The 19,458-nt window shown below is 43.4% G+C and carries 17 protein-coding genes and 3 tRNA genes; 7 read left to right on the plus strand and 13 right to left on the minus strand.

Annotated features, from left to right (window positions below):
* Positions 1-179: 179 nt before the first annotated feature.
* Positions 180-1,970, minus strand: coding sequence for a YadA C-terminal domain-containing protein (locus FTU55_RS02150; RefSeq protein WP_180046070.1), 1,791 nt, complete (start codon positions 1,968-1,970; stop codon positions 180-182).
* 512 nt (positions 1,971-2,482) lie between these two features.
* On the opposite strand from FTU55_RS02150, the gene FTU55_RS02155 reads away from it, so the two are divergent.
* Positions 2,483-2,860, plus strand: a complete 378-nt coding sequence (locus FTU55_RS02155; RefSeq protein WP_180046072.1) for a hypothetical protein — start codon at positions 2,483-2,485, stop codon at positions 2,858-2,860.
* Here the strand turns inward: FTU55_RS02155 and FTU55_RS02160 are convergent.
* The 5 genes from FTU55_RS02160 to FTU55_RS02180 form a co-directional block, all read right to left on the minus strand.
* Complete coding sequence (locus tag FTU55_RS02160) at positions 2,847-3,041, minus strand: hypothetical protein (protein ID WP_180046074.1); 195 nt, start codon at positions 3,039-3,041, stop codon at positions 2,847-2,849. The two genes, FTU55_RS02155 and FTU55_RS02160, sit on opposite strands and share 14 nt — an antisense overlap.
* Positions 3,042-3,300: 259 nt before the next feature.
* Positions 3,301-4,935, minus strand: coding sequence for a chaperonin GroEL (gene groL / locus FTU55_RS02165; protein WP_180046075.1), 1,635 nt, complete (start codon positions 4,933-4,935; stop codon positions 3,301-3,303).
* Positions 4,936-4,992: 57 nt separating this feature from the next.
* The gene (gene groES, locus FTU55_RS02170; protein WP_004810787.1) at positions 4,993-5,283 is read right to left on the minus strand and encodes a co-chaperone GroES; all 291 of its coding nucleotides are present in this window, start codon (positions 5,281-5,283) and stop codon (positions 4,993-4,995) included.
* Between the two features lie 200 nt (positions 5,284-5,483).
* A complete protein-coding gene (locus FTU55_RS02175) occupies positions 5,484-6,242 on the minus strand; it encodes a metallophosphoesterase (protein ID WP_016659956.1) in 759 nt (252 codons plus the stop codon).
* Positions 6,223-7,161, minus strand: coding sequence for a diacylglycerol kinase family protein (locus FTU55_RS02180; protein WP_180046077.1), 939 nt, complete (start codon positions 7,159-7,161; stop codon positions 6,223-6,225). Before FTU55_RS02180 ends, FTU55_RS02175 begins: the two co-directional genes overlap by 20 nt.
* Positions 7,162-7,577: 416 nt before the next feature.
* Here FTU55_RS02180 and FTU55_RS02185 point away from each other — a divergent pair, with 416 nt between their 5' ends.
* Both FTU55_RS02185 and FTU55_RS02190 read left to right on the plus strand, forming a co-directional pair.
* Positions 7,578-9,407 carry a phosphoenolpyruvate carboxykinase (GTP) gene (locus tag FTU55_RS02185; RefSeq protein WP_104470892.1) on the plus strand — a complete coding sequence of 610 codons (1,830 nt, stop codon included), beginning with the start codon at positions 7,578-7,580 and terminating at the stop codon, positions 9,405-9,407.
* 175 nt (positions 9,408-9,582) lie between these two features.
* Positions 9,583-10,017 (plus strand): hypothetical protein, encoded by a 435-nt coding sequence (locus tag FTU55_RS02190; RefSeq protein WP_005176335.1) that lies wholly within the window; start codon positions 9,583-9,585, stop codon positions 10,015-10,017.
* Positions 10,018-10,047: 30 nt separating this feature from the next.
* Here the strand turns inward: FTU55_RS02190 and FTU55_RS02195 are convergent, their stop codons facing one another.
* Positions 10,048-10,716 carry a methyltransferase gene (locus FTU55_RS02195; protein WP_180046079.1) on the minus strand — a complete coding sequence of 223 codons (669 nt, stop codon included), beginning with the start codon at positions 10,714-10,716 and terminating at the stop codon, positions 10,048-10,050.
* Between the two features lie 201 nt (positions 10,717-10,917).
* Positions 10,918-11,766 (minus strand): bifunctional methylenetetrahydrofolate dehydrogenase/methenyltetrahydrofolate cyclohydrolase FolD, encoded by an 849-nt coding sequence (gene folD, locus FTU55_RS02200; protein ID WP_005176331.1) that lies wholly within the window; start codon positions 11,764-11,766, stop codon positions 10,918-10,920.
* A 153-nt stretch (positions 11,767-11,919) separates the two neighbouring features.
* Here folD and FTU55_RS02205 point away from each other — a divergent pair.
* The 3 genes from FTU55_RS02205 to FTU55_RS02215 all read left to right on the plus strand — a co-directional run bounded on the left by FTU55_RS02205 (position 11,920) and on the right by FTU55_RS02215 (position 12,916).
* A tRNA-Cys gene (locus FTU55_RS02205) sits at positions 11,920-11,993 on the plus strand.
* A gap of 14 nt (positions 11,994-12,007) precedes the next feature.
* Positions 12,008-12,093, plus strand: a tRNA-Leu gene (locus FTU55_RS02210).
* Positions 12,094-12,184: 91 nt separating this feature from the next.
* Positions 12,185-12,916 carry a hypothetical protein gene (locus FTU55_RS02215; protein ID WP_075167184.1) on the plus strand — a complete coding sequence of 244 codons (732 nt, stop codon included), beginning with the start codon at positions 12,185-12,187 and terminating at the stop codon, positions 12,914-12,916.
* A gap of 40 nt (positions 12,917-12,956) precedes the next feature.
* On the opposite strand, the gene FTU55_RS02220 is transcribed toward FTU55_RS02215, so the two are convergent.
* Entirely contained in the window at positions 12,957-14,726 is a 1,770-nt protein-coding gene (locus FTU55_RS02220; RefSeq protein WP_180046081.1) for an alkaline phosphatase, read from the minus strand.
* A 199-nt stretch (positions 14,727-14,925) separates the two neighbouring features.
* On the opposite strand from FTU55_RS02220, the gene FTU55_RS02225 reads away from it, so the two are divergent.
* A tRNA-Leu gene (locus FTU55_RS02225) sits at positions 14,926-15,011 on the plus strand.
* Between the two features lie 363 nt (positions 15,012-15,374).
* Here FTU55_RS02225 and FTU55_RS02230 read toward each other — a convergent pair.
* From FTU55_RS02230 to ftsH, 4 genes are all read right to left on the minus strand, one after another.
* Positions 15,375-15,689, minus strand: coding sequence for a DUF5713 family protein (locus FTU55_RS02230; protein ID WP_180046083.1), 315 nt, complete (start codon positions 15,687-15,689; stop codon positions 15,375-15,377).
* A 105-nt stretch (positions 15,690-15,794) separates the two neighbouring features.
* A complete protein-coding gene (folP, locus tag FTU55_RS02235) occupies positions 15,795-16,646 on the minus strand; it encodes a dihydropteroate synthase (protein WP_180046085.1) in 852 nt (283 codons plus the stop codon).
* A 78-nt stretch (positions 16,647-16,724) separates the two neighbouring features.
* Positions 16,725-17,339: a GNAT family N-acetyltransferase gene (locus FTU55_RS02240; protein WP_180046087.1), complete on the minus strand. Its 615-nt coding sequence runs from the start codon at positions 17,337-17,339 to the stop codon at positions 16,725-16,727.
* Between the two features lie 113 nt (positions 17,340-17,452).
* Positions 17,453-19,342, minus strand: coding sequence for an ATP-dependent zinc metalloprotease FtsH (gene ftsH, locus FTU55_RS02245; RefSeq protein WP_005176319.1), 1,890 nt, complete (start codon positions 19,340-19,342; stop codon positions 17,453-17,455).
* Between the last annotated feature and the right edge of the window lie 116 nt (positions 19,343-19,458).

The raw sequence follows: 19,458 nt of genomic DNA on the forward strand, positions 1-19,458 counted from the left end.
CTACCAATTTAATACAAAACATCATCATACATTTAATTATTTTTGAACCACTTATCTATTTCTTACATTTTATGCGACAGATCCCCAAGATATTTTATAGGGTTATAAATCCTTACCCCTATAAAAAAATCCCCGCAAATGCGGGGATTCTGTGTTTAATCCATTCTCAAATTGGTAAATTATTTACCACCGAAAACGTGTGATAGACCAATACGGCCACCCACTTCACTACTACCTGCAACACCCAGTGCAGCACTTAGCGAAGTTTTACCATTTGCAAATACATTTGCTAGACCTAATGCAACTGCTGATTCACCTTCATAGTGACCTACACCACCGAATACAGCCATTTGACCTGCACCGATATTTGGAATTTGCTGTTGTGCCGCTAAAGCGATTGCAATACCACGGTAAGATGTTTTCTCAACATCATCCACACGTTGATTCAATTGATCAACACGTGAATTTAAGTTAGCAGCCGTAGTATTAAACTGAGTTAAGCGAGAATCAACTTCAACAATTTTAGAATCTACTTCTGCTACTTTAGCATCGATAGCTTCAGTAGCGCCAGCTACAGCACCATCAACAGACTCTTTAATGTTATCAACGATACTTACACCATTGATACGGAAGTCACCAGAGTCAACATAGTCAGCAGTGATTTTTGTTGTTGCAGTAGTTTGCTTACCTTCTGAATCAACAGTCGTTTTCTTAACTTCAACGCCATAAACGTTTTGGTCATCTACTTTATTAATCACACCAGTTGAAACTGATTGAGTAGTTTTGATAGTAGCCTCACCAACGTTTTCATTAGCGACTGCAGTAGCACCAGTAACACCAGTAGTTTTTACAATACCTGCTTGAAGTTTAGATTTATCTACAGATGTAACCGATTCGCTATAAGTTACATTTTTATTAGTAATTGTATTATGAACAACTGCTTGTTCAAATTTACCAGTTGTATATGTTGCTGTACCTGTACGAGTTGGTAATAAATCAGCTACATCTGCTGCTGTTACATCAGCAACTCCTGCCAGTGTATAATTACCATCAGCATTTTCAGTTGCTGCATAGAATTTTGAAGCAACTTCATTACCAGCGTCATCATTATAAACTTCAAGAATTGTACGACCATTAATAGTATATTGACGAGTTTTTAATGTCGAACTATTTGCTGCACCTACTTGTTTTTCATTTGTAATAACACTGCCGTCATACTGAAGAGTGCCTAAGCTAAGATCAGCTAATGCAATACCATTACCTGTTAATGCAACAAAATTGTTGCCATCTTTAGCACTTACACCATAAATATTTTTAGATACATCAACTGGCTGACCAGCAGCATTGTAAGCACCAGTGTTACCAATAATACCCGTATTCACATATTTACTTACAGAAGCACCTGGTTGCACTAAAGTACCTTCAAACTCTTCAGTTTCACCTTCTGGATTAATATATGCACCCTCAAGAATTCTGTTTGCTGCACCAACATTACCTTGATAGCCATAAATCAGATGTTCATCATTAACTTCTTTTAATTCATAACCAGTAACTATTGTACCAGTGGTTACATCACTCAACTGACCACCATCAGACAAAGTATTTAAAAGAACATCGCCACCTTTGTATTCAACTAAACGGCTTTGACCTGTTACTTTGTCAGTAACAATCTCAAAGTAACCTTCAGAAGTCGTAGAACCTAATTTAGTCAAACTAACAACATTCTTACCAGATTCAGTCTTATAATTAAAGATCTCATAAGTTTGTGCAGATCCTGTAGAGCCCGTTGTTCCTGTAACCGTGCCCGTACCTAAGTCTACCCAGTTATTACCAGTATTTAATACAGGTGAATAAATATAATCACCATCAAAAATACCTTCTGATTGCTGGGTTGGATTAGCTACTTTAGCATTTGCTGATACTGCTACTACTGCCAAGCTTGCTGCTAAAAGCGTTTTCTGAAATTTCATATAAATTTCCTTCAATTTTTATAAAAAGACTGGCCTACCCTAGGATGATGTAAACCAGCAAAACTGAGTTGAATGTCTGGTTGTTCTGGAGAATGCCATCCACCCGGTTACCGCTGCTCTAGCGGTCCTGAAGCAATAATATACAAACTGAAACAAAAATATCAATCAAAATTTGATTTATTTTAATTAAAAATTTAAATTTATTGCCAAAGATTAAAAAAAATCAACCATAACTTACTGTTTTAAAACATATTATATGAATAAACAAGCATAAACTTTTGGTTTATATTAATTCAATTTTATTGTAATTCTGATTGATAAAATCTGCCAAAAGTATTGCTTCATAAGAAAGAAAGCTATGAGTTACAAATAATTACGTAGAAGAGAGTACAAATAAATGTAGTACAATTGAAATCCCTGTAAAGTTTTCCTAAAATCTACTCTTTGAAAATAGTAGTTTAAATACACTTTAAAAAAGTGTTACATATCGAGGCCTTAATCAGTAAAAATATATGAGTAGCCAACAAGAAAAAATTTTGTTTGCAGAGCGCTTGAAACAAGCTCTCCAGAATTCAAAACACCCGATCAGCCCTACTTATTTATCAAAAGAGTTTAATCATCGTTATGATGGCCAACCTATATCTGTACAGTCTGCAAATAACTGGATATTAGGCAAAGCAATTCCAAATCAAGATAAATTAGCGACCTTAGCAATTTGGCTTAATGTGTCAAATCAATGGTTAAGATTTGGCGATGAAACTGGCAATTTAGAATCCCAGTTGACTGAATTGGACTCATTAGATTTGGATTATTTTCTCAAATTTCGTGCTTTAAAAAGTCAGCAGAAAGAATTGATTAAAAAGTTAATTGATGAACTTAGCCACGGTTAATTTTTTTTGCAAGAAATTCTAAAGTTTTTCTTTCCTGTAGCTCATATTTTCTTATTCGCTCCTCATAGTCTTTTATCTTTTTATATAATGATTTTAACTCCGCCCTACTGACCAATATAAATTCAGTACGGCGCTCAACTACTGCAGCTTCCTCATTGTTTATAATAACTGATTTATCCATAGTATCAAAAAATATCAATTACATATTGATAAAAATATAAACTAAAAGTTCATAAAAACCAATAATAAAACTTTAAAAACCCAACTTTTTTGGGATTTTCCCCAAAACAACTACACAGTTAACACTTACTGGCAGTAATTAAAAATAAGTCTCAGATTCTACTTTATTTTAAACAAAAAATATAACTTTTTATTAATATTTCAATAAAAAAATCCCCGCAAATGCGGGGATTTTTTATGATCGATGATCGGACGATGACTTACATCATGCCGCCCATACCACCCATGCCACCCATATCTGGCATCGCAGGTTTATCTTCTGGGATTTCAGTGATCATACATTCAGTGGTCAACATTAGGCCCGCAACAGATGCAGCATGCTCAAGTGCAGAACGGGTTACTTTCGCAGGGTCAAGAATACCCATTTCCAGCATATCGCCATATTCACCTGTCGCAGCGTTATAACCGAAGTTACCTTCACCGTTCTTCACAGCGTTGATCACAACTGAAGGTTCATCACCTGCGTTTGCCACGATTTGACGAAGCGGCGCTTCGATTGCACGACGAAGGATATTAATGCCAACGTTTTGATCATCGTTCGCACCAGTCAGACCATCAAGTGCAGATGCAGCACGCACCAGCGCAACACCACCACCTGCAACAACACCTTCTTCAACTGCAGCACGAGTTGCGTGAAGTGCGTCGTCTACACGGTCTTTCTTCTCTTTCATTTCAACTTCAGTTGCAGCACCAATTTTGATAACTGCTACACCACCTGCCAATTTAGCAACACGTTCTTGAAGTTTTTCTTTGTCGTATTCAGAAGTAGATTCTTCGATTTGTGCACGAATTTGCTGAACACGCTCAGCGATTTGGCCTGCGTTACCCGCACCATCCACAATCACGGTATTTTCTTTAGATACAGTTACTTTGTGTGCAGTACCTAAGTGTTCAAGCGTTGTTTGGTCTAACTGCATACCGATTTCTTCAGAAATCACAGTACCACCAGTTAAAATCGCGATGTCTTGCAGCATTGCTTTACGACGGTCACCGAAGCCAGGTGCTTTCACCGCACATACTTTGATGATGCCGCGCATGTTGTTCACAACAAGCGTTGCAAGCGCTTCACCTTCAACATCTTCAGCGATAATTAATAGTGGCTTACCGGTTTTTGCAACTGCTTCAAGAACCGTAATCAGTTCACGGATGTTGCTGACTTTCTTGTCTACCAGCAGGATGAACGGGTTTTCAAGTTCAGCAGTGAGCGTGTCTTGTTTGTTGGCGAAGTATGGCGAGATATAACCACGGTCAAACTGCATACCTTCTACAACGTCAAGCGCATCTTCGAAGCCTGAACCTTCTTCAACAGTAATGACGCCTTCTTTGCCCACTTTTTCCATTGCTTGCGCAATTAAAGCACCTACAGTGGTGTCAGAGTTTGCAGAGATCGAACCGACTTGCTCAATCGCTTTAGAATCAGAAGCTGGTTTTGCAGTTTGTTTAATATTTTCAACAACAGTTTTAACTGCAAGGTCGATACCCCGTTTCAGATCCATTGGGTTCATACCCGCAGTCACTGACTTGATGCCTTCGTTCAGGATGGCTTGCGCCAATACAGTTGCAGTTGTGGTACCGTCACCTGCAATGTCATTGGTTTTAGAAGACACTTCACGAACCAGTTGCGCACCCATGTTCTCGAACTTGTCTTTTAACGTGATTTCTTTCGCAACAGAAACACCATCTTTAGTGATGTGCGGTGCGCCGAAAGAACGGTCGATCACCACGTTACGGCCTTTAGGACCTAACGTTACTTTCACTGCATCTGCAAGAATGTTGACACCCGCAATCATTTTGCTACGAGCTGAATCACCAAATTTTACGTCTTTAGCTGACATGATTTACTCCAATTTTAAATCTTAACTAAATCTGATAACCATTGAGTTAGTGAGAAATTAGCCTTCTAAAACAGCTAAAATGTCAGACTCTTTCATAATAAGCAGTTCTTCACCGTCTACTTTTACAGTGGTGCCGGCATAGGTACCAAACAATACTTTATCGCCAACTTTCACATCTAATGCACGTACGCCATTGTCTGTGATTTGACCATTACCAACTGCAATGATTTCACCCTGAGCAGGTTTTTCAGCAGCAGAACCTGGCAATAAAATGCCGCCAGCAGTTTTTGTTTCTTCTTCGACACGACGAATTACTACACGGTCATGTAATGGACGAATGTTGCTCATAAATAACTCCATCAGACTAAGTCTTCGTTAGATAACTGATGACGACTTATTTATTCCTTTGGTCATCATCAAAATGAATTTTAGATGTCACTTTTGTGGGGATGGAAAAAAACGCTTCAAGGGGAAAAATGAAAAAAAATCTGTTTTTTGTCTTTTTTTTCGCCAGCCATCAGACCACTGTCGCTTTATTCCCCATATTTCTAATACGGTTCAAATTTTTGTGTGCGTTCATTAAAAAAATAGGCCTGAATTTCACCGCTGTCATGAATCACATTAAAGCTGTTATTAAAACGATGATGCAGACGATAAGACAGCGCCGTGCCGGCATGAATATCCAGCACCGGATGACTGGCCTGCAAATGATAAATCTGGTTTAAATCATAGACTGCGGACTGATGCAGATGACCATGCAACAGCCCGAACAGGCCATGCTGGCTCCAGCTTTCCAGCGCCATTTTGCCAAGCATTGGACAGTCTTTTACCCCATGCGGATCATCCGGCGGGGTATAAAACGGTTGATGCGCAGCAATCAGCTTGATTTTATGCGCCGGCGCCGCGGCCAGAATCTGATCGACCAGCTGGATTTGCGCCAGCGAAATATGCCCGCGGGTATGGTAACGCCGCCGGATACTGTTTAAACCAATCAGAAAAAAATGCTCGGTTTCCAGCACAGTTTCCATCTTGCCAAAAAACAGCTGATAACGCGCAAATGGATTGACAAAACGGGTCCATAAATCGAATAGCGGAATATCATGATTGCCCGGCACCACCAGATACGGCCGCTCCAGGCTGTCGAGAAACTGCTTACAGTCATAAAACTGTTTAAAACGCGCACGCTGGGTTAAATCACCACTGACCACTATCGCTTCAGCCTGATGCTCCAGGCAAAATTGCCGGATGGCTGCCATGCAGGCCGGCTTTTCGGTGCCAAAATGCAAATCAGACAGATGCAGAATCATAAGGCACCATCATATTTAAGGCATTTTTTTCCACTGTGACTTTTAGCGGTGGTCGCATCCGGACAATTTCACCATCAATGGCCACCTGCATGGTTTTTAGTTGTGCGTGAATCACCACCTGATCTGCAGCAAAAGTATATACATCGGGTGCTTGTTCAATTTCCCCTTTCACCAGCTGCCATAAAATTTTAAACAAGGTCAACTTATCACTTTTCGCCACCACAATGCCGGCCACCTTGCCCTGTGCTACCGCTGTGGCAATACGCAAATTCATCTCCGACAATTGCAGCTGGTTATTGCCAAAAAATACCAACGGAGTTTTCACCGGAAACAGCTTGCCATCGACTTCAACTTTTAATTTCAGTTCCTTGCGATGGCGAATCAGTACATCCAGACCGGAGGTATAGGCATGTAAAGGAAAGCGACCCAGATAGCGGTTATACAGCTCCCGTTTCTGGATAAATAAAGGATACAGCCCTAAGCTGGCATTGTTTAAATAGATGTGTTCATTGATCCGCGCGATATGCGCCTTGCGTGGCCGGCCGGTTGCAATCACATGCGCTGCCTGAATAATATCCACCGGAATATCAAATACGCGGGCCACATAGTTAAAGGTACCTAAAGGTAAAATGCCCATGGGAATATCGGTATGAATTAGTTTGGCCGCCACAGCATTCAAGGTGCCATCGCCCCCTGCGGCCACCACCACGCCATAATTGTCCGGGTCCTGATGACGTAAAAATACCTGCGCCATTAATTCATCAAAACTGGCATACTGTTCGATATCAAAGGACTGGATTTCAAAACCGTATTGGGAAAAAATCTGGATCAGCTCTTCATACACCTCGGTTTTATGGGTCGCATGAAAGCCTGATTTTTTGTTATACACAATAGACAATGGCTTGAATTGTTCAGACATTTTGTCCACATCTTTAAAGCATTTGTTCTAATTTCAGCCAATTAAGTGGAAATTTAAAGCACCTTTATGTAAAAATCGAATTACCACCATTTATTTAATCAATAATGATTCTCAGAAAAAATTTAGATATAAATTATTGTTTTAAAAAGAAATAAATAAATTAAATAATATACATAAATATAAAAAATAAATAAGATACCCCCTTATTTAAACATTATCTTTTTGTTTTTTATAAACTTATCATTTAGATTGCATTAACTACCAAAATAATTCCTTTAGTCCTTTAGTCTTATTTTTTTCGTCATTTTGTGCTTTAATACAGCCACTTTTTTTTCATATTTCATCTGAGCGGTTCATTTCATCTCTCAGATTGTACTTTGTACAACAGTTTGTACACATTTTAGATAGGCCTCACCATGACCCAAGTGAACGCACCAGAATTCGTTCGTCACCCTAAGCTTATTGCTTGGGTGGAAGAGATTGCTAAATTAACAAAACCAGCAAAAATTGAATGGTGTGACGGTAGCGCAGAAGAATATCAACGTTATATCGACTTGATGATCGCTAACGGCACAATGCAAGCGCTTAACCAAGAAACTCACCCTGGTTCTTATCTTGCAAACTCTGATCCTTCTGACGTAGCTCGTGTTGAAGACCGTACTTACATCTGCTCTGAAAACCAGGAAGATGCCGGTGCGACCAACAACTGGGAAGCGCCTGCAGTAATGCGCGAAAAATTGAACGGTTTATTTGACGGTTCAATGGCAGGTCGTACGCTGTATGTGGTTCCATTCTCAATGGGTCCACTCGGTTCACACATTGCACACATCGGGATCGAGTTAACTGACTCTCCTTATGTTGCAGTTAGCATGTCTAAAATGGCTCGTATGGGTAAAGCTGTTTATGACGTATTAGGTACAGATGGCGAATTCGTTCCATGTGTACACACTGTAGGCGCTCCGCTTGCCGAAGGTGAAAAAGATGTTGCATGGCCTTGCAACAAAGAAAAATACATCGTGCACTATCCAGAAACACGTGAAATCTGGTCTTACGGTTCAGGTTACGGCGGTAACGCATTGTTAGGTAAAAAATGCCTGGCATTACGTATTGCATCGTTCATGGGTCGTCAACAAGGCTGGTTAGCTGAACACATGCTAATTCTTGGCGTAACCAATCCTCAAGGCGAAAAACACTACATCGCAGCGGCATTCCCATCTGCATGTGGTAAAACCAACTTCGCGATGCTGATTCCACCAGCAGGTTATGAAGGCTGGAAGATTGAAACTGTAGGTGACGATATTGCCTGGATCAAACCAGGTGAAGATGGTCGTCTATACGCAATCAACCCTGAAGCTGGTTTCTTCGGTGTAGCACCTGGTACAAACACCAAAACTAACCCGAACTGTATGGCGACGCTGCACAAAGACGTGATCTATACCAACGTTGCTGTGACTGACAATGGCGAAGTATGGTGGGAAGGTCTTTCTAAAGAAGCACCTGCAAACCTGACCAACTGGAAAGGTCAACCACATACTGGTGAAGAAAAAGCAGCGCATCCAAACGCGCGTTTCACCGTATCTGCAGGTCAATGTCCTTCAATTGATGCTGACTGGGAAAATCCAGCAGGTGTTCCAATCTCTGCATTCATCTTTGGTGGTCGCCGTGCAGACACAGTGCCTCTAATTTCAGAAGCATTTGACTGGGTTGATGGCGTGTATAAAGCGGCAACCATGGGTTCTGAAACCACTGCTGCTGCGGTTGGTCAACAAGGTATCGTTCGTCGTGACCCATTCGCAATGCTGCCATTCGCGGGTTACAACATGGCGGACTACTTCTCTCACTGGTTAGAAATGGGTGAGAAAGTGGGTGCGAAAGCTGAAGCTGCAGGTAACAAACTGCCTGGTATCTACAACGTGAACTGGTTCCGTCGTGATGCTGAAGGCAACTTCGTATGGCCTGGTTTCGGTCAAAACATGCGTGTACTTGAGTGGATCATTGACCGTTGTGAAGGTCGTGCAGATGCTGTAGACACTCCAATTGGCCGCGTTCCAACTTACGAACAGCTGAACTGGACTGGTTTAGATTTCTCTAAAGAGCAATTTGAAACTGTGACAGCACAAGACAAAGATCAATGGATCAAAGAACTGGAAAGCCACACTGAGTTATTCAATAAACTGGGTGATCGTTTACCAGAAGCATTGAAAAAACGTCAAGCTGAGCTTTTAGAAGCGGTTAAATCTGCTTAATTGCTGATTAACATGAAAGAGGTCGCGAAAGCGGCCTTTTTTATTGCCTGCCTATATACGCTACATTTTACCGGCAATAAATTTCAACACATCATTGAGGAAAGCAGTCGTCCCCAGGTCAGGCTTTTATGGCATACTTGAAAGTATAAATTAGAGATCATGAGCCATAATAGCGATGAACAATACTTATAAACTTTTAGGACTTGCCTGTACGGTTACCCTGCTCACTGCCTGCCAGAGTGGGCCACGCGAATTTAATGGCAATGTCGGTTATCAGATCGAAAGCCGCACTGACAGCACAGCCACCTTGGCTTACACCCTTGCAACACGCAACAATCAGCAATTAGATGAACAGCGCCTACAACGTGCCTGCCAGAAAGTGCTGGCCAGCAATAAAGTCTTTAAATTAAATATTCTCAGCGTCAATGAAATTGCCAACCCGGCGGCCGGTAATAATCTTACTGCTCCAGGACGTCAAATTGGCGATACCCGTGCCACCTTCAGCCTGTCGAATACCCCTGGCCTGCACAGCAGTGAAAATCCGGCCACACGTGATGCCCTCACTGCCCGCCCAAGCACTTTAACTGTGGTGCGCTATACCTGCTCTTAAGCTTCTGCAAGCCAATAAAAAAGACGCTGTTTACAGCGTCTTATAAAAACTGACATTACGAAATTCGGGCGACTCATCTAAATCGGGCCAAGTGGTGGCACTACGCTCATCCAGCTTTTCATATTTGGGATGGCGAAAGTTTTTCACCCGGCTGTCCGCCACCCACACTTCTGGGGCAAATTTTAAAAACTCATCCAGGAAAAAACGGTTGCATTGATCGTATAGCACATCCGCTGCGAGTAGTACATCAACCTGCTCGGCTTTGTAGAGATCATCCAGATATTCCAGCTCGACGCCATTAAGTTCGGCATTGACTCGACAGGCATCCAGACTGACCTGATCAATATCACAGCAGATCACCCGTTTAGCACCCGCCATTTTGGCAGCAATGGCCACCACACCTGAACCTGCGCCAAAATCTAGCACTACTTTATCTTTCACATGATGCGGCTCAGCTAGCAACCACTGTGCCATCGCCAATCCTGAGGCCCAGCAGAAAATCCAGTATGGCGTATCATTCCAGATCCGGCGGATCACTTCATCATCGAGTTTATCGGTGGGAAAAACCGGCGGAATCAACCAAAGTGAAATCGGTGTTTCAGGCAATTGCTGTGCCTGCAGTTCACAATGTGGAATCACATCATGCAAAGCACTTAATAGATGTTCAGGGGCTTTAGGAAATTGAAAGGTGCAGCTCATTGGGTTTTTATTCTTTATGTATTTCAGCAAAAATCTGATGTTAGAGGTTTTACCCTCATCCCAACCTTCTCCCTGAGCCGTATACGGCGCAAGAGAAGGAGTATCCATTATTTTTACAATGATTTTTCCCTCTCCTGAGCAAGATTTAAAGCACTGCTTTTAAATCGAAGCGCAAGAGAGGGTCAGGGAGAGGTCAATTTATTAACCCAAAGCCTTCTCAGCCGCTTCTACGGTTTGACGAATCAAGGTTGTAATCGTCATCGGACCAACACCACCTGGCACTGGTGTGTAAGCAGAAGCGATGTCTTCGATACCAACGAGTTGGATATCACCAACACCGCCGCCTTCACGTGGGTGGAAGCCCGCATCAACGACCACTGCACCTGGCTTAATCCAGTCTTTCTGAATCAGTTCAGCTTTACCAACTGCGCCCACAATAATGTCTGCCTGCTTCACGAATTCAGCCAGGTTTTGTGTGCGTGAGTGACAGGTGGTTACAGTTGCATTGGCTTCTAGCAGCATCGCCGACATTGGTTTACCCAGAATAGCCGAACGACCAACCACCACTGCATGTTTACCCGCGATTTCGATGTTGTTTTCTTTCAGAATAGTCATGATGCCCGCTGGTGTTGCCGAACCATAGGCCGCTTCACCCATCGCCATACGACCATAACCCAAACAAGTCACACCATCGACATCTTTTTCAAGTGAAATGGCATCGAAGCAGGCACGCTCATCAATTTGTGCCGGTACCGGATGCTGTAACAGAATACCATGTACATCAGGATTGGCATTGAGCTTTTCAATTTCAGCCAATAACTGCTCAGTGGTGGTTTCCTGTGGAAGCTCGATTTTTAAAGAGTCCATACCGACACGGCGGCAGGCATTCCCTTTCATACGTACATAAGTTGCAGATGCACCGTCGTCACCTACCAAAATAGTCGCCAGAATTGGGGTACGACCTGTTTTCGCCTTTAATGCTTCTACGCGTGTTAACAAGTCAGCTTCAATTTGCTTTGCTAATGCACGACCATCCAAAACTAATGCCACGGCACATCTCCAAATGTTGATAGGAATCAATTTTGCAAATAATACATGATAATTTAGGCAATTTTCTTTCATATGCCGAATTTATGTGCATATGCGCGATTTATAGTATTGTTTTTTTTCCAGAGCTTGCTAATATGTGCATCACCAAGACGTGGCGGGGTGGCAGAGTGGTCATGCAGCGGACTGCAACTCCGTGGACGCCGGTTCGATTCCGACCTCCGCCTCCAATCTTGGTAAAAATGCCCGAGTGGTGAAATCGGTAGACACAGGGGATTTAAAATCCCCCGCCCTCAAAGCGTGCCAGTTCGAGTCTGGCCTCGGGCACCATTTTAACAGATCTTAAAATGGTGCAGTAAAGAATCCAGCGTCAAGCTGGTTTTTTTATGCCTGCAATTTAGCTTCTGCGTTGACCCTGCCCATGCCCCCACAACAGCCCCTGCTTTTTCTACAACAGCTACAACAACACCATCCGGCTGCATTTAAACGCAATTTTCTGCTGTATGGCGCAATAAAAATCAAAGGCATGCTGGATGAGTGGAAAGAAATCCTCCCCTGGGTGCTGGCCCTGCTGATTTTTATTCCGCTGTCGATGGTCTTTGCAGATGCGATTCAGCAGCACTTGCCACAGTTTGATGCCGCACAAAGCAAAAGTATGGCAATTTTAGCGCTCATGTTGCTGTTGATGCTCACGACACCCTATGTGATTTACCAACTCAAACACAGTGCAGCGGCCTTATATCGCATGCTCCGCCATACCCCAATCAAACTGGCGATCGTGATTTTAGTGCAGGCGCTGAATGTCTATTACTGGCAAAGCGTATTCTTGCAAGGCGTACTGTTCTTTTTTGCCCTGAGTTTTGGCTTTGTACGTTTTTATAAAGAAAACCTGTTTCGTCATGAGGCTACACCAGAACAGCAATACTGTTTGCAGCAGATTCGACGTGCAGCGTACTGGTCACATCGTCAGCTTCGTAATACCCACCTAAAAATGTACTTTTATCCAAAAAGTTCGGCACGCTATGCAGACCTGGCGGTACAGCGGATGAAATATGCCAATCTGCATCAGCAAATCATGCAGTTTGAACACAAGTTTGCGCAGCAGATTAAATTTATTGATCTGGACAGTTATCTCAACGAAATCAGCCAATAAAAAAAACCGGGACAATCCCGGTTTTTTATAGAAACAGGGTTTAAGCACTGGCCGGCAGGTCTTTAATTTCCACCAGAGCCGGCGTGTATTGCAGACGGTGATAACGCGTATCATCCAGTTGATAATCTGCTGCTTTGACCGTGTTCACGAATTTCCACTCGGCCAGCATCTCATCTGCCGTAAAGCTGACGGTCAGATAACCTCGCTGATTCAGGTTGCAATAACTCAGCTCATCAATCAGGGTATTAAAGGCAAATTCAAACTCGTACAGCTTGGCCGCCGGAATCTGCAGATATTTTTCCATCCCCGGAGAGGACACCGAACTGGTGGCCAGCTCCACCCCGACAAAGTTCTGCTGGGCATCATACAGCTGTGCAGACCAGGCATTATGAGTATCGCCCGCCAGCACCACCACTTTTTTACCCAGTTGACCCAATACGCTATACAGTGCTTCACGCTCGTAAGCATAGCCATCCCAAGCATCCAGATTATACGGCACCACGGTCAAAATACGGGCCTTTTCCTGTGCGGTTAAAGTGGGATCGCCCTTTAAATAACGGCTTTTCAATGTGACCAGTTCTACCAGCATCCGCTCGACATTGGCCAAGGTCTCTACGGTTGCCTGACCACTGGTGATTTGCCCGAGCACCTGCAAGATTTCCGCCGGAATCAGCATTTTCGCCATCAGCACCTGTTGCCCCAGCACATTCCAGGTGGCTTGAGATTGAGTCAGCTGCTGGGCCAGCCAGGCAAACTGAGTACGCCCAAGCAAGGTACGGTTAGTGTCAGTTAAATCTGCGCTAAATCGGGCGGCATCCAGACCGGTCGCGGTTAAATAATGGGCATAATCCAGCTGCTTGTGACGCGCCAATACCCGCGTATCCAGCATATTTAACTGCACCAGCTGACCGAAATTAAACTGGCGATAAATATTCAGATGGTCATTTTCAGAGACCGGACGAATTGGCATCCACTCAAAATAGGCCTGCAATGCAGCCAACTTGCGTGCAAAGAAATCACCTTCGTTGTCCTGATGATTCTCCGCCCCTTCCATCCAGGTATCATTGGTCAGCTCGTGGTCATCCCAGATTACAATAAATGGATGGCGCTGATGCACTGCCTGCAAATCGGCATCTCCACGATACAGAGCATAACGCTTGCGATAATCATCTAAACGGATAATTTCCTGATTGTTATCGGCGGCCAGGGTACGCCCCAGTTTTTCGGCATCTTCAGTGGCATAACCATCGGCGCCATATTCATAAATATAATCACCCAGGTGGATGACCACATCCAGATTTTCCTTGGCCATTTCCTTATAGACATGGAAATAACCGGCCGGATAGTTAGAGCAAGAACAGACTGCAAACTTTACGGCAGCGGTATCAAGCGGCAAGGTTTTGGTCTGGCCCACCAGTGAGCTTTGTGCGCCATAGCGGAAACGGTAGAAATAGGTCTGATTGGCTTGCAAACCGTCTGCATCAACTTTGACGGTAAAGTCCTGCGCCTGTGTGGTCAGCACTTTGCCCGTATTTACAATGTGCTGAAACGCCTGATCGGTCGCGATTTCCCACTGTACTTCCAGACGCATAGCCGTATCTTCGGGGCTAAGACGGGTCCATAGAATCACCCGGTCTGCCAATGGGTCACCACTGGCCACACCATGTAAAAATTGTATTTGTGGCGCATCAGGAGATGAATGCTCTGGATCATCATCGCCACAGGCAGTTAAGCTGAGTGGCAAAGACAGTGCCCCAAAACCTGCAATGGTTTTTTGAATCAGTTCGCGACGGTTCATGTGCGTTGTCATACGGTTTTCCTGTTGTTTTTATTTGCACTACCTTAGAAAACCGAGGTTTAGCTTTGATCTCATTTTGATGAAAAAATGATGACAGTCGACATCCAGCCTGCTTCGAGTTTAGGCTAATACAATGATTTGCTTGAAAAGAAAGCAATTGTAAGCAAATTTACTTGCCAAGTTTTCCATCCTCCTCTATTATTGCGCACATGCCCGAGTGGTGAAATCGGTAGACACAGGGGATTTAAAATCCCCCGCCCTCAAAGCGTGCCAGTTCGAGTCTGGCCTCGGGCACCATTTTAATAGATCTTAAAATGGTGCAATAAATTACCCAGCGTCAAGCTGGTTTTTTTATGCCCGAAATTTAATAAAACAGATTGAATAGAAAGAGAAGAAATATAAAAAGAAGAATGAAATATCAGGTCACCCTACTCACCTTGCCAAGCTGTTTTTCAAGCATTTATGCCGCCGATGAATCAAGCATTTAATATGATCAAGAAACGCCCGTACAGCAGAGCAACACACTGAGTAGGTCGTGCAGGTAGATGAGAGGACTAAAGCATATCCGAAACAGAGCTGCTATTTACTGGACACCCTGTAAGATTGAGCGATGGAATCATCTCAAACCCAGATCATTCCATCATAAAAAAAGAGAGCGGCTTACCACTCTCGATTCGATACCAGCTCTTCCATTTCCAGCTCAAAATAGCCGGCGTCTTGCAGCACCATCATCATCGCTTCAGCAATATAGTCCGCTGCAGTATCATCCAGTGAGGAATCCAGATCTTCAAATTGTGGTTTCATCTTGTTGATAACGTTTACCGTTTCATGTGCGAAGTGATAAATATCCGCCTCGGATAAATTCGGCTTGGCGACTTTTTTCGCAAACTGTTCAATGGACTGTTTGATTTCTGCAACCAGAATATCGGGATAATATTCATCATCGAACATGGGGAGAAGTAAATCTGCAAACATTACAGGCACTCTAAAAGATGACAATCTAACTTAAGCGTGCCTGTATAGCACATTGCTGTTTAAAAGCCAAACAGCTTGTGCTCCTATATGTCTTTCAGCCCAGATTTAGGCATTTTGCATAGCTTTCCAGATTTTGATGGCGTCTGCTGTTACCTTGACATCATGTGCTCGAACCATACAGGCACCTTGCTGAATGCTCAGCAAATGCGCCGCAGCCGAACCTACTGCACGTGCTTGTGGTTCTGCACCATTCAGAGCAGCACCAATAAAACGTTTGCGGGATAAAGCAGACAAAATCGGATAGCCCATTTCTGTCAATTTATAAAACTCTTGCAACAGCTTTAAATTTTGCTGGGCATTTTTTGCAAATCCAAAACCAGGATCAATCATGATATATTCAGCTTTAACACCCACATCTAGAGCATCTTGAACCCGTTGTGACAGTTCCCGAATCACATCCTGAGTCACATCATCATACTGATCCAGATTATTCATCGTAGTCGGCTCACCACGCATATGCATGATGATCACCGGAATATTCAGTTCTGCTGCCGTCTCTAACGCTTGTGGACGAGTGAGCGCGCGTACATCATTCCAGATATGTGCACCCGCTTTCACGGCTGCTTTAATCACTTCTGGCTGTGAAGTATCAATCGAGATGATCACATCATGCTTGGCCAGTTCTTCAACTACAGGCACAACACGACGGATTTCTTCTTCAACTTCCACGACTGATGCACCTGGACGTGTAGATTCACCACCCACATCAATTACGGTGGCACCATCAGCAATCATTTCCAGGGCTTTTACTACTGCCTGATCTTTCTGATTGTGCAGCCCCCCATCGCTAAAGGAATCCGGAGTCACATTTAAAATTCCCATTACATGCGGCTGAGACAAATCCAGTTTCAAATGACCGAAAGTCCAGATCTGTGGTCGTAGTGGCTTCAGCTGCATGGTTCAATCCTAGTTCACAATAACCCCGGTATTGTCTTATGGAAAGATCAATAAAGCAAAGCTCAATCTATTCAATAGCTAGATTTCAAAATAGTTCTTATTGGAATATTGCATCAGCTTGGATTGCAGTAACGCTTTTACATCAACCCATTCGCTTTTTAAAATACTATAGATATAACTATCTCTGAGTGTCACGCCATCTTTACGCAGCATATGACATCTAATGATGCCATCCTGTTTGGCACCCAGAGCTTCAATAGCTTTTTGACTTTTAAGATTCAGATGATCAGTCCGAAAGCCTACCACTTGAGCATTCAGCTCTTCAAATGCATGCTGCAGCAAAAGATATTTACAGACCCGGTTTACATAGGTTCGTTGATAAGGTTTGGCATACCAGGTAAAGCCAATTTCAACACGTGGAATTTCCGGCTTGATATCATGAAAGCTGGTGGTGCCGATTGCTCGGTCTGAAGTTAAATCAATCACGGCAAAAGCCATTCTTTCACCTTTGGACTGCTGTTCAAAAGCTTGGGTAAAGTAGTGTTTAAGTTTATGTAGGTAAGGTACCGAATTATATAACACTTCCCCCAAGCCCCCTTCGGCACATGCATTTTCTAATTCTGCAAAATGTTCCCAGCTCAGTGGTTCTAAACGTAGCTGATAAATACTGGATTCCAGAACAGGTAAAGTCATTCTTATTTTTACTCAGTGATTTTTATAAATTGACTATACTATAGCATTCAACTAGATATGACAAAACAATAGCCATAAAAAAACCACCCGAAGGTGGTTTTCTTAAAATATTCTTAGTTGGCTGGCAATGGTGGCGGTGTGCTTGGACCATTGCTTGGGGTTACATCAATCACCGGATTTTCTGCAACATATACTTTTGGTGGCTGTGGTTCACGACCTTCCATAATGTCACGAATCTGCTCACGATCAATGGTTTCCCAATCCATCAGCGCTTTTACCATAGCATGGGCAATATCTTTGTTGTTTTCCAGGATATCCCAGGCCACTTTATATTGCTCATCCAGAATGCGGCGCACTTCACGGTCCACTTCCAGCTGCGTCGCTTCAGAAATGGTCCGGCTACCCAGGCTGCCCATGAAGGATTGCTGTGAATCATCTTCATAAACCATCACACCTAGTTTGTCCGACATACCGTATTTGGTCACCATGGCACGCGCCATTTTGGTTGCACGCTCAAAGTCGTTCGATGCACCGGTAGATTGCTGATTAATGAAAATTTCTTCAGCAATACGACCACCAAACAGGATTGAAATTTCTTTCAGCATCTTGTCTTTGTAATGGCTGGTCTGGTCAAACTCAGGCAACTGCCAGGTTACACCCAGCGCCCAACCGCGCGGCATAATCGTGACTTTATGCACAGGATCCGTACCCGGCAGCATTTCTGCCACAATGGCATGGCCTGCTTCATGATAAGCCGTCGCACGACGTTCTTCTTCACGAATCACCATTGATTTACGTTCAGGACCCATGTACAGCTTGTCTTTGGCGTCTTCAAAGTCATGCATGTCGACCGTGTTCTTGTTACGACGTGCAGCAAATAGCGCTGCTTCGTTCACCAAGTTGGCCAACTGTGCACCCGAGAAGCCCGGTGTACCACGTGCAAGGACTTTTACATCCACACCTGTGGTTGAAGGCAATTTTTTCAGGTGAACATTCAAGATTTGCTCACGACCTTTAATATCGGGTAAGCCCACCATCACCTGACGGTCAAAACGACCTGGACGTAATAAAGCTTTATCCAGTACATCGGCACGGTTGGTTGCAGCAATGACAATAATACCTTCATTACCTTCAAAACCGTCCATTTCGACCAGCATCTGGTTTAAGGTCTGCTCACGCTCATCATGACCACCACCGGTACCTGAACCACGGTGACGACCGACCGCATCAATCTCGTCAATAAAGATAATACATGGCGCGTGGCGTTTCGCCTGCTCGAACATGTCACGGACACGAGAGGCGCCCACACCCACGAACATTTCTACGAAGTCAGAACCTGAAATACTGAAGAATGGCACTTTAGCTTCGCCAGCAATGGCTTTTGCCAGCAAAGTTTTACCGGTACCCGGAGGACCAACCATTAACACGCCTTTCGGAATGGTTGCCCCCAAACGTTTAAATTTGGCCGGATCTTTCAGGAAGTCGACAATTTCAACCACTTCCTGTTTGGCTTCATCACAACCTGCAACATCGGCAAAGGTTACTTTAATCTGGTCTTCAGACAGCATTTTCGCTTTGGACTTACCAAAGCTCATTGGGCCGTTTTTACCACCTGCACCGCCACCCATGTTGCGCATAAAGAACATGAATAACAAAATGATTAAAAGTACAGGGAAACTAGCAATGAGTAGTTGCATCAACAAACCTTGACGTTGAGGTGCAGTACCTTCAACAACAACGTTGTTTTCAATGAGGCTCGGCATGAGTTCAGGATCTTGAACCGCCGGACGAATACTTTCAAATGGTGAGCCATTGGCTTTTTCACCACTAATTCTTTCGCCATCAATTGTAACTTTTTTAATTTGACCAGCATCCACCGCCGCAACGAACTCGGAATAGTTCATTGACGTTGGCTTATCACTGCCATTGATGTTACTGAAAATCAGAATCAGTACACCAAGTATAATTAGCCACAATACGGCATTCTTGAAGAGATCGCTCAAAGCTTTATTCCCATATCAATCTAATTTGATCATGCCCTTTACAGGGTGACCTTAATGTTAAAGCTGAAGATCAGCCTACAAAACTCTTAAAAACGTACAAAATGCACAATTTTTAA

The sequence above is a fragment of the Acinetobacter sp. YH12117 genome (genome assembly GCF_013418865.1).
GTDB classification, from domain to species: domain Bacteria; phylum Pseudomonadota; class Gammaproteobacteria; order Pseudomonadales; family Moraxellaceae; genus Acinetobacter; species Acinetobacter indicus.

Coding starts and splice junctions, on each gene's coding strand:
- FTU55_RS02175 (WP_016659956.1), bottom strand. CDS start 6,242: ATGATTCTGCATCTGTCTGATTTGCATTTTGGCACCGAAAAGCCGGCC.
- groL (WP_180046075.1), bottom strand. CDS start 4,935: ATGTCAGCTAAAGACGTAAAATTTGGTGATTCAGCTCGTAGCAAAATG.
- groES (WP_004810787.1), bottom strand. CDS start 5,283: ATGAGCAACATTCGTCCATTACATGACCGTGTAGTAATTCGTCGTGTC.
- FTU55_RS02215 (WP_075167184.1), top strand. CDS start 12,185: ATGCCCCCACAACAGCCCCTGCTTTTTCTACAACAGCTACAACAACAC.
- FTU55_RS02180 (WP_180046077.1), bottom strand. CDS start 7,161: ATGTCTGAACAATTCAAGCCATTGTCTATTGTGTATAACAAAAAATCA.
- FTU55_RS02160 (WP_180046074.1), bottom strand. CDS start 3,041: ATGGATAAATCAGTTATTATAAACAATGAGGAAGCTGCAGTAGTTGAG.
- FTU55_RS02155 (WP_180046072.1), top strand. CDS start 2,483: ATGAGTAGCCAACAAGAAAAAATTTTGTTTGCAGAGCGCTTGAAACAA.
- FTU55_RS02150 (WP_180046070.1), bottom strand. CDS start 1,970: ATGAAATTTCAGAAAACGCTTTTAGCAGCAAGCTTGGCAGTAGTAGCA.
- folP (WP_180046085.1), bottom strand. CDS start 16,646: ATGCAGCTGAAGCCACTACGACCACAGATCTGGACTTTCGGTCATTTG.
- FTU55_RS02240 (WP_180046087.1), bottom strand. CDS start 17,339: ATGACTTTACCTGTTCTGGAATCCAGTATTTATCAGCTACGTTTAGAA.
- FTU55_RS02230 (WP_180046083.1), bottom strand. CDS start 15,689: ATGTTTGCAGATTTACTTCTCCCCATGTTCGATGATGAATATTATCCC.
- FTU55_RS02195 (WP_180046079.1), bottom strand. CDS start 10,716: ATGAGCTGCACCTTTCAATTTCCTAAAGCCCCTGAACATCTATTAAGT.
- FTU55_RS02220 (WP_180046081.1), bottom strand. CDS start 14,726: ATGACAACGCACATGAACCGTCGCGAACTGATTCAAAAAACCATTGCA.
- FTU55_RS02185 (WP_104470892.1), top strand. CDS start 7,578: ATGACCCAAGTGAACGCACCAGAATTCGTTCGTCACCCTAAGCTTATT.
- FTU55_RS02190 (WP_005176335.1), top strand. CDS start 9,583: ATGAACAATACTTATAAACTTTTAGGACTTGCCTGTACGGTTACCCTG.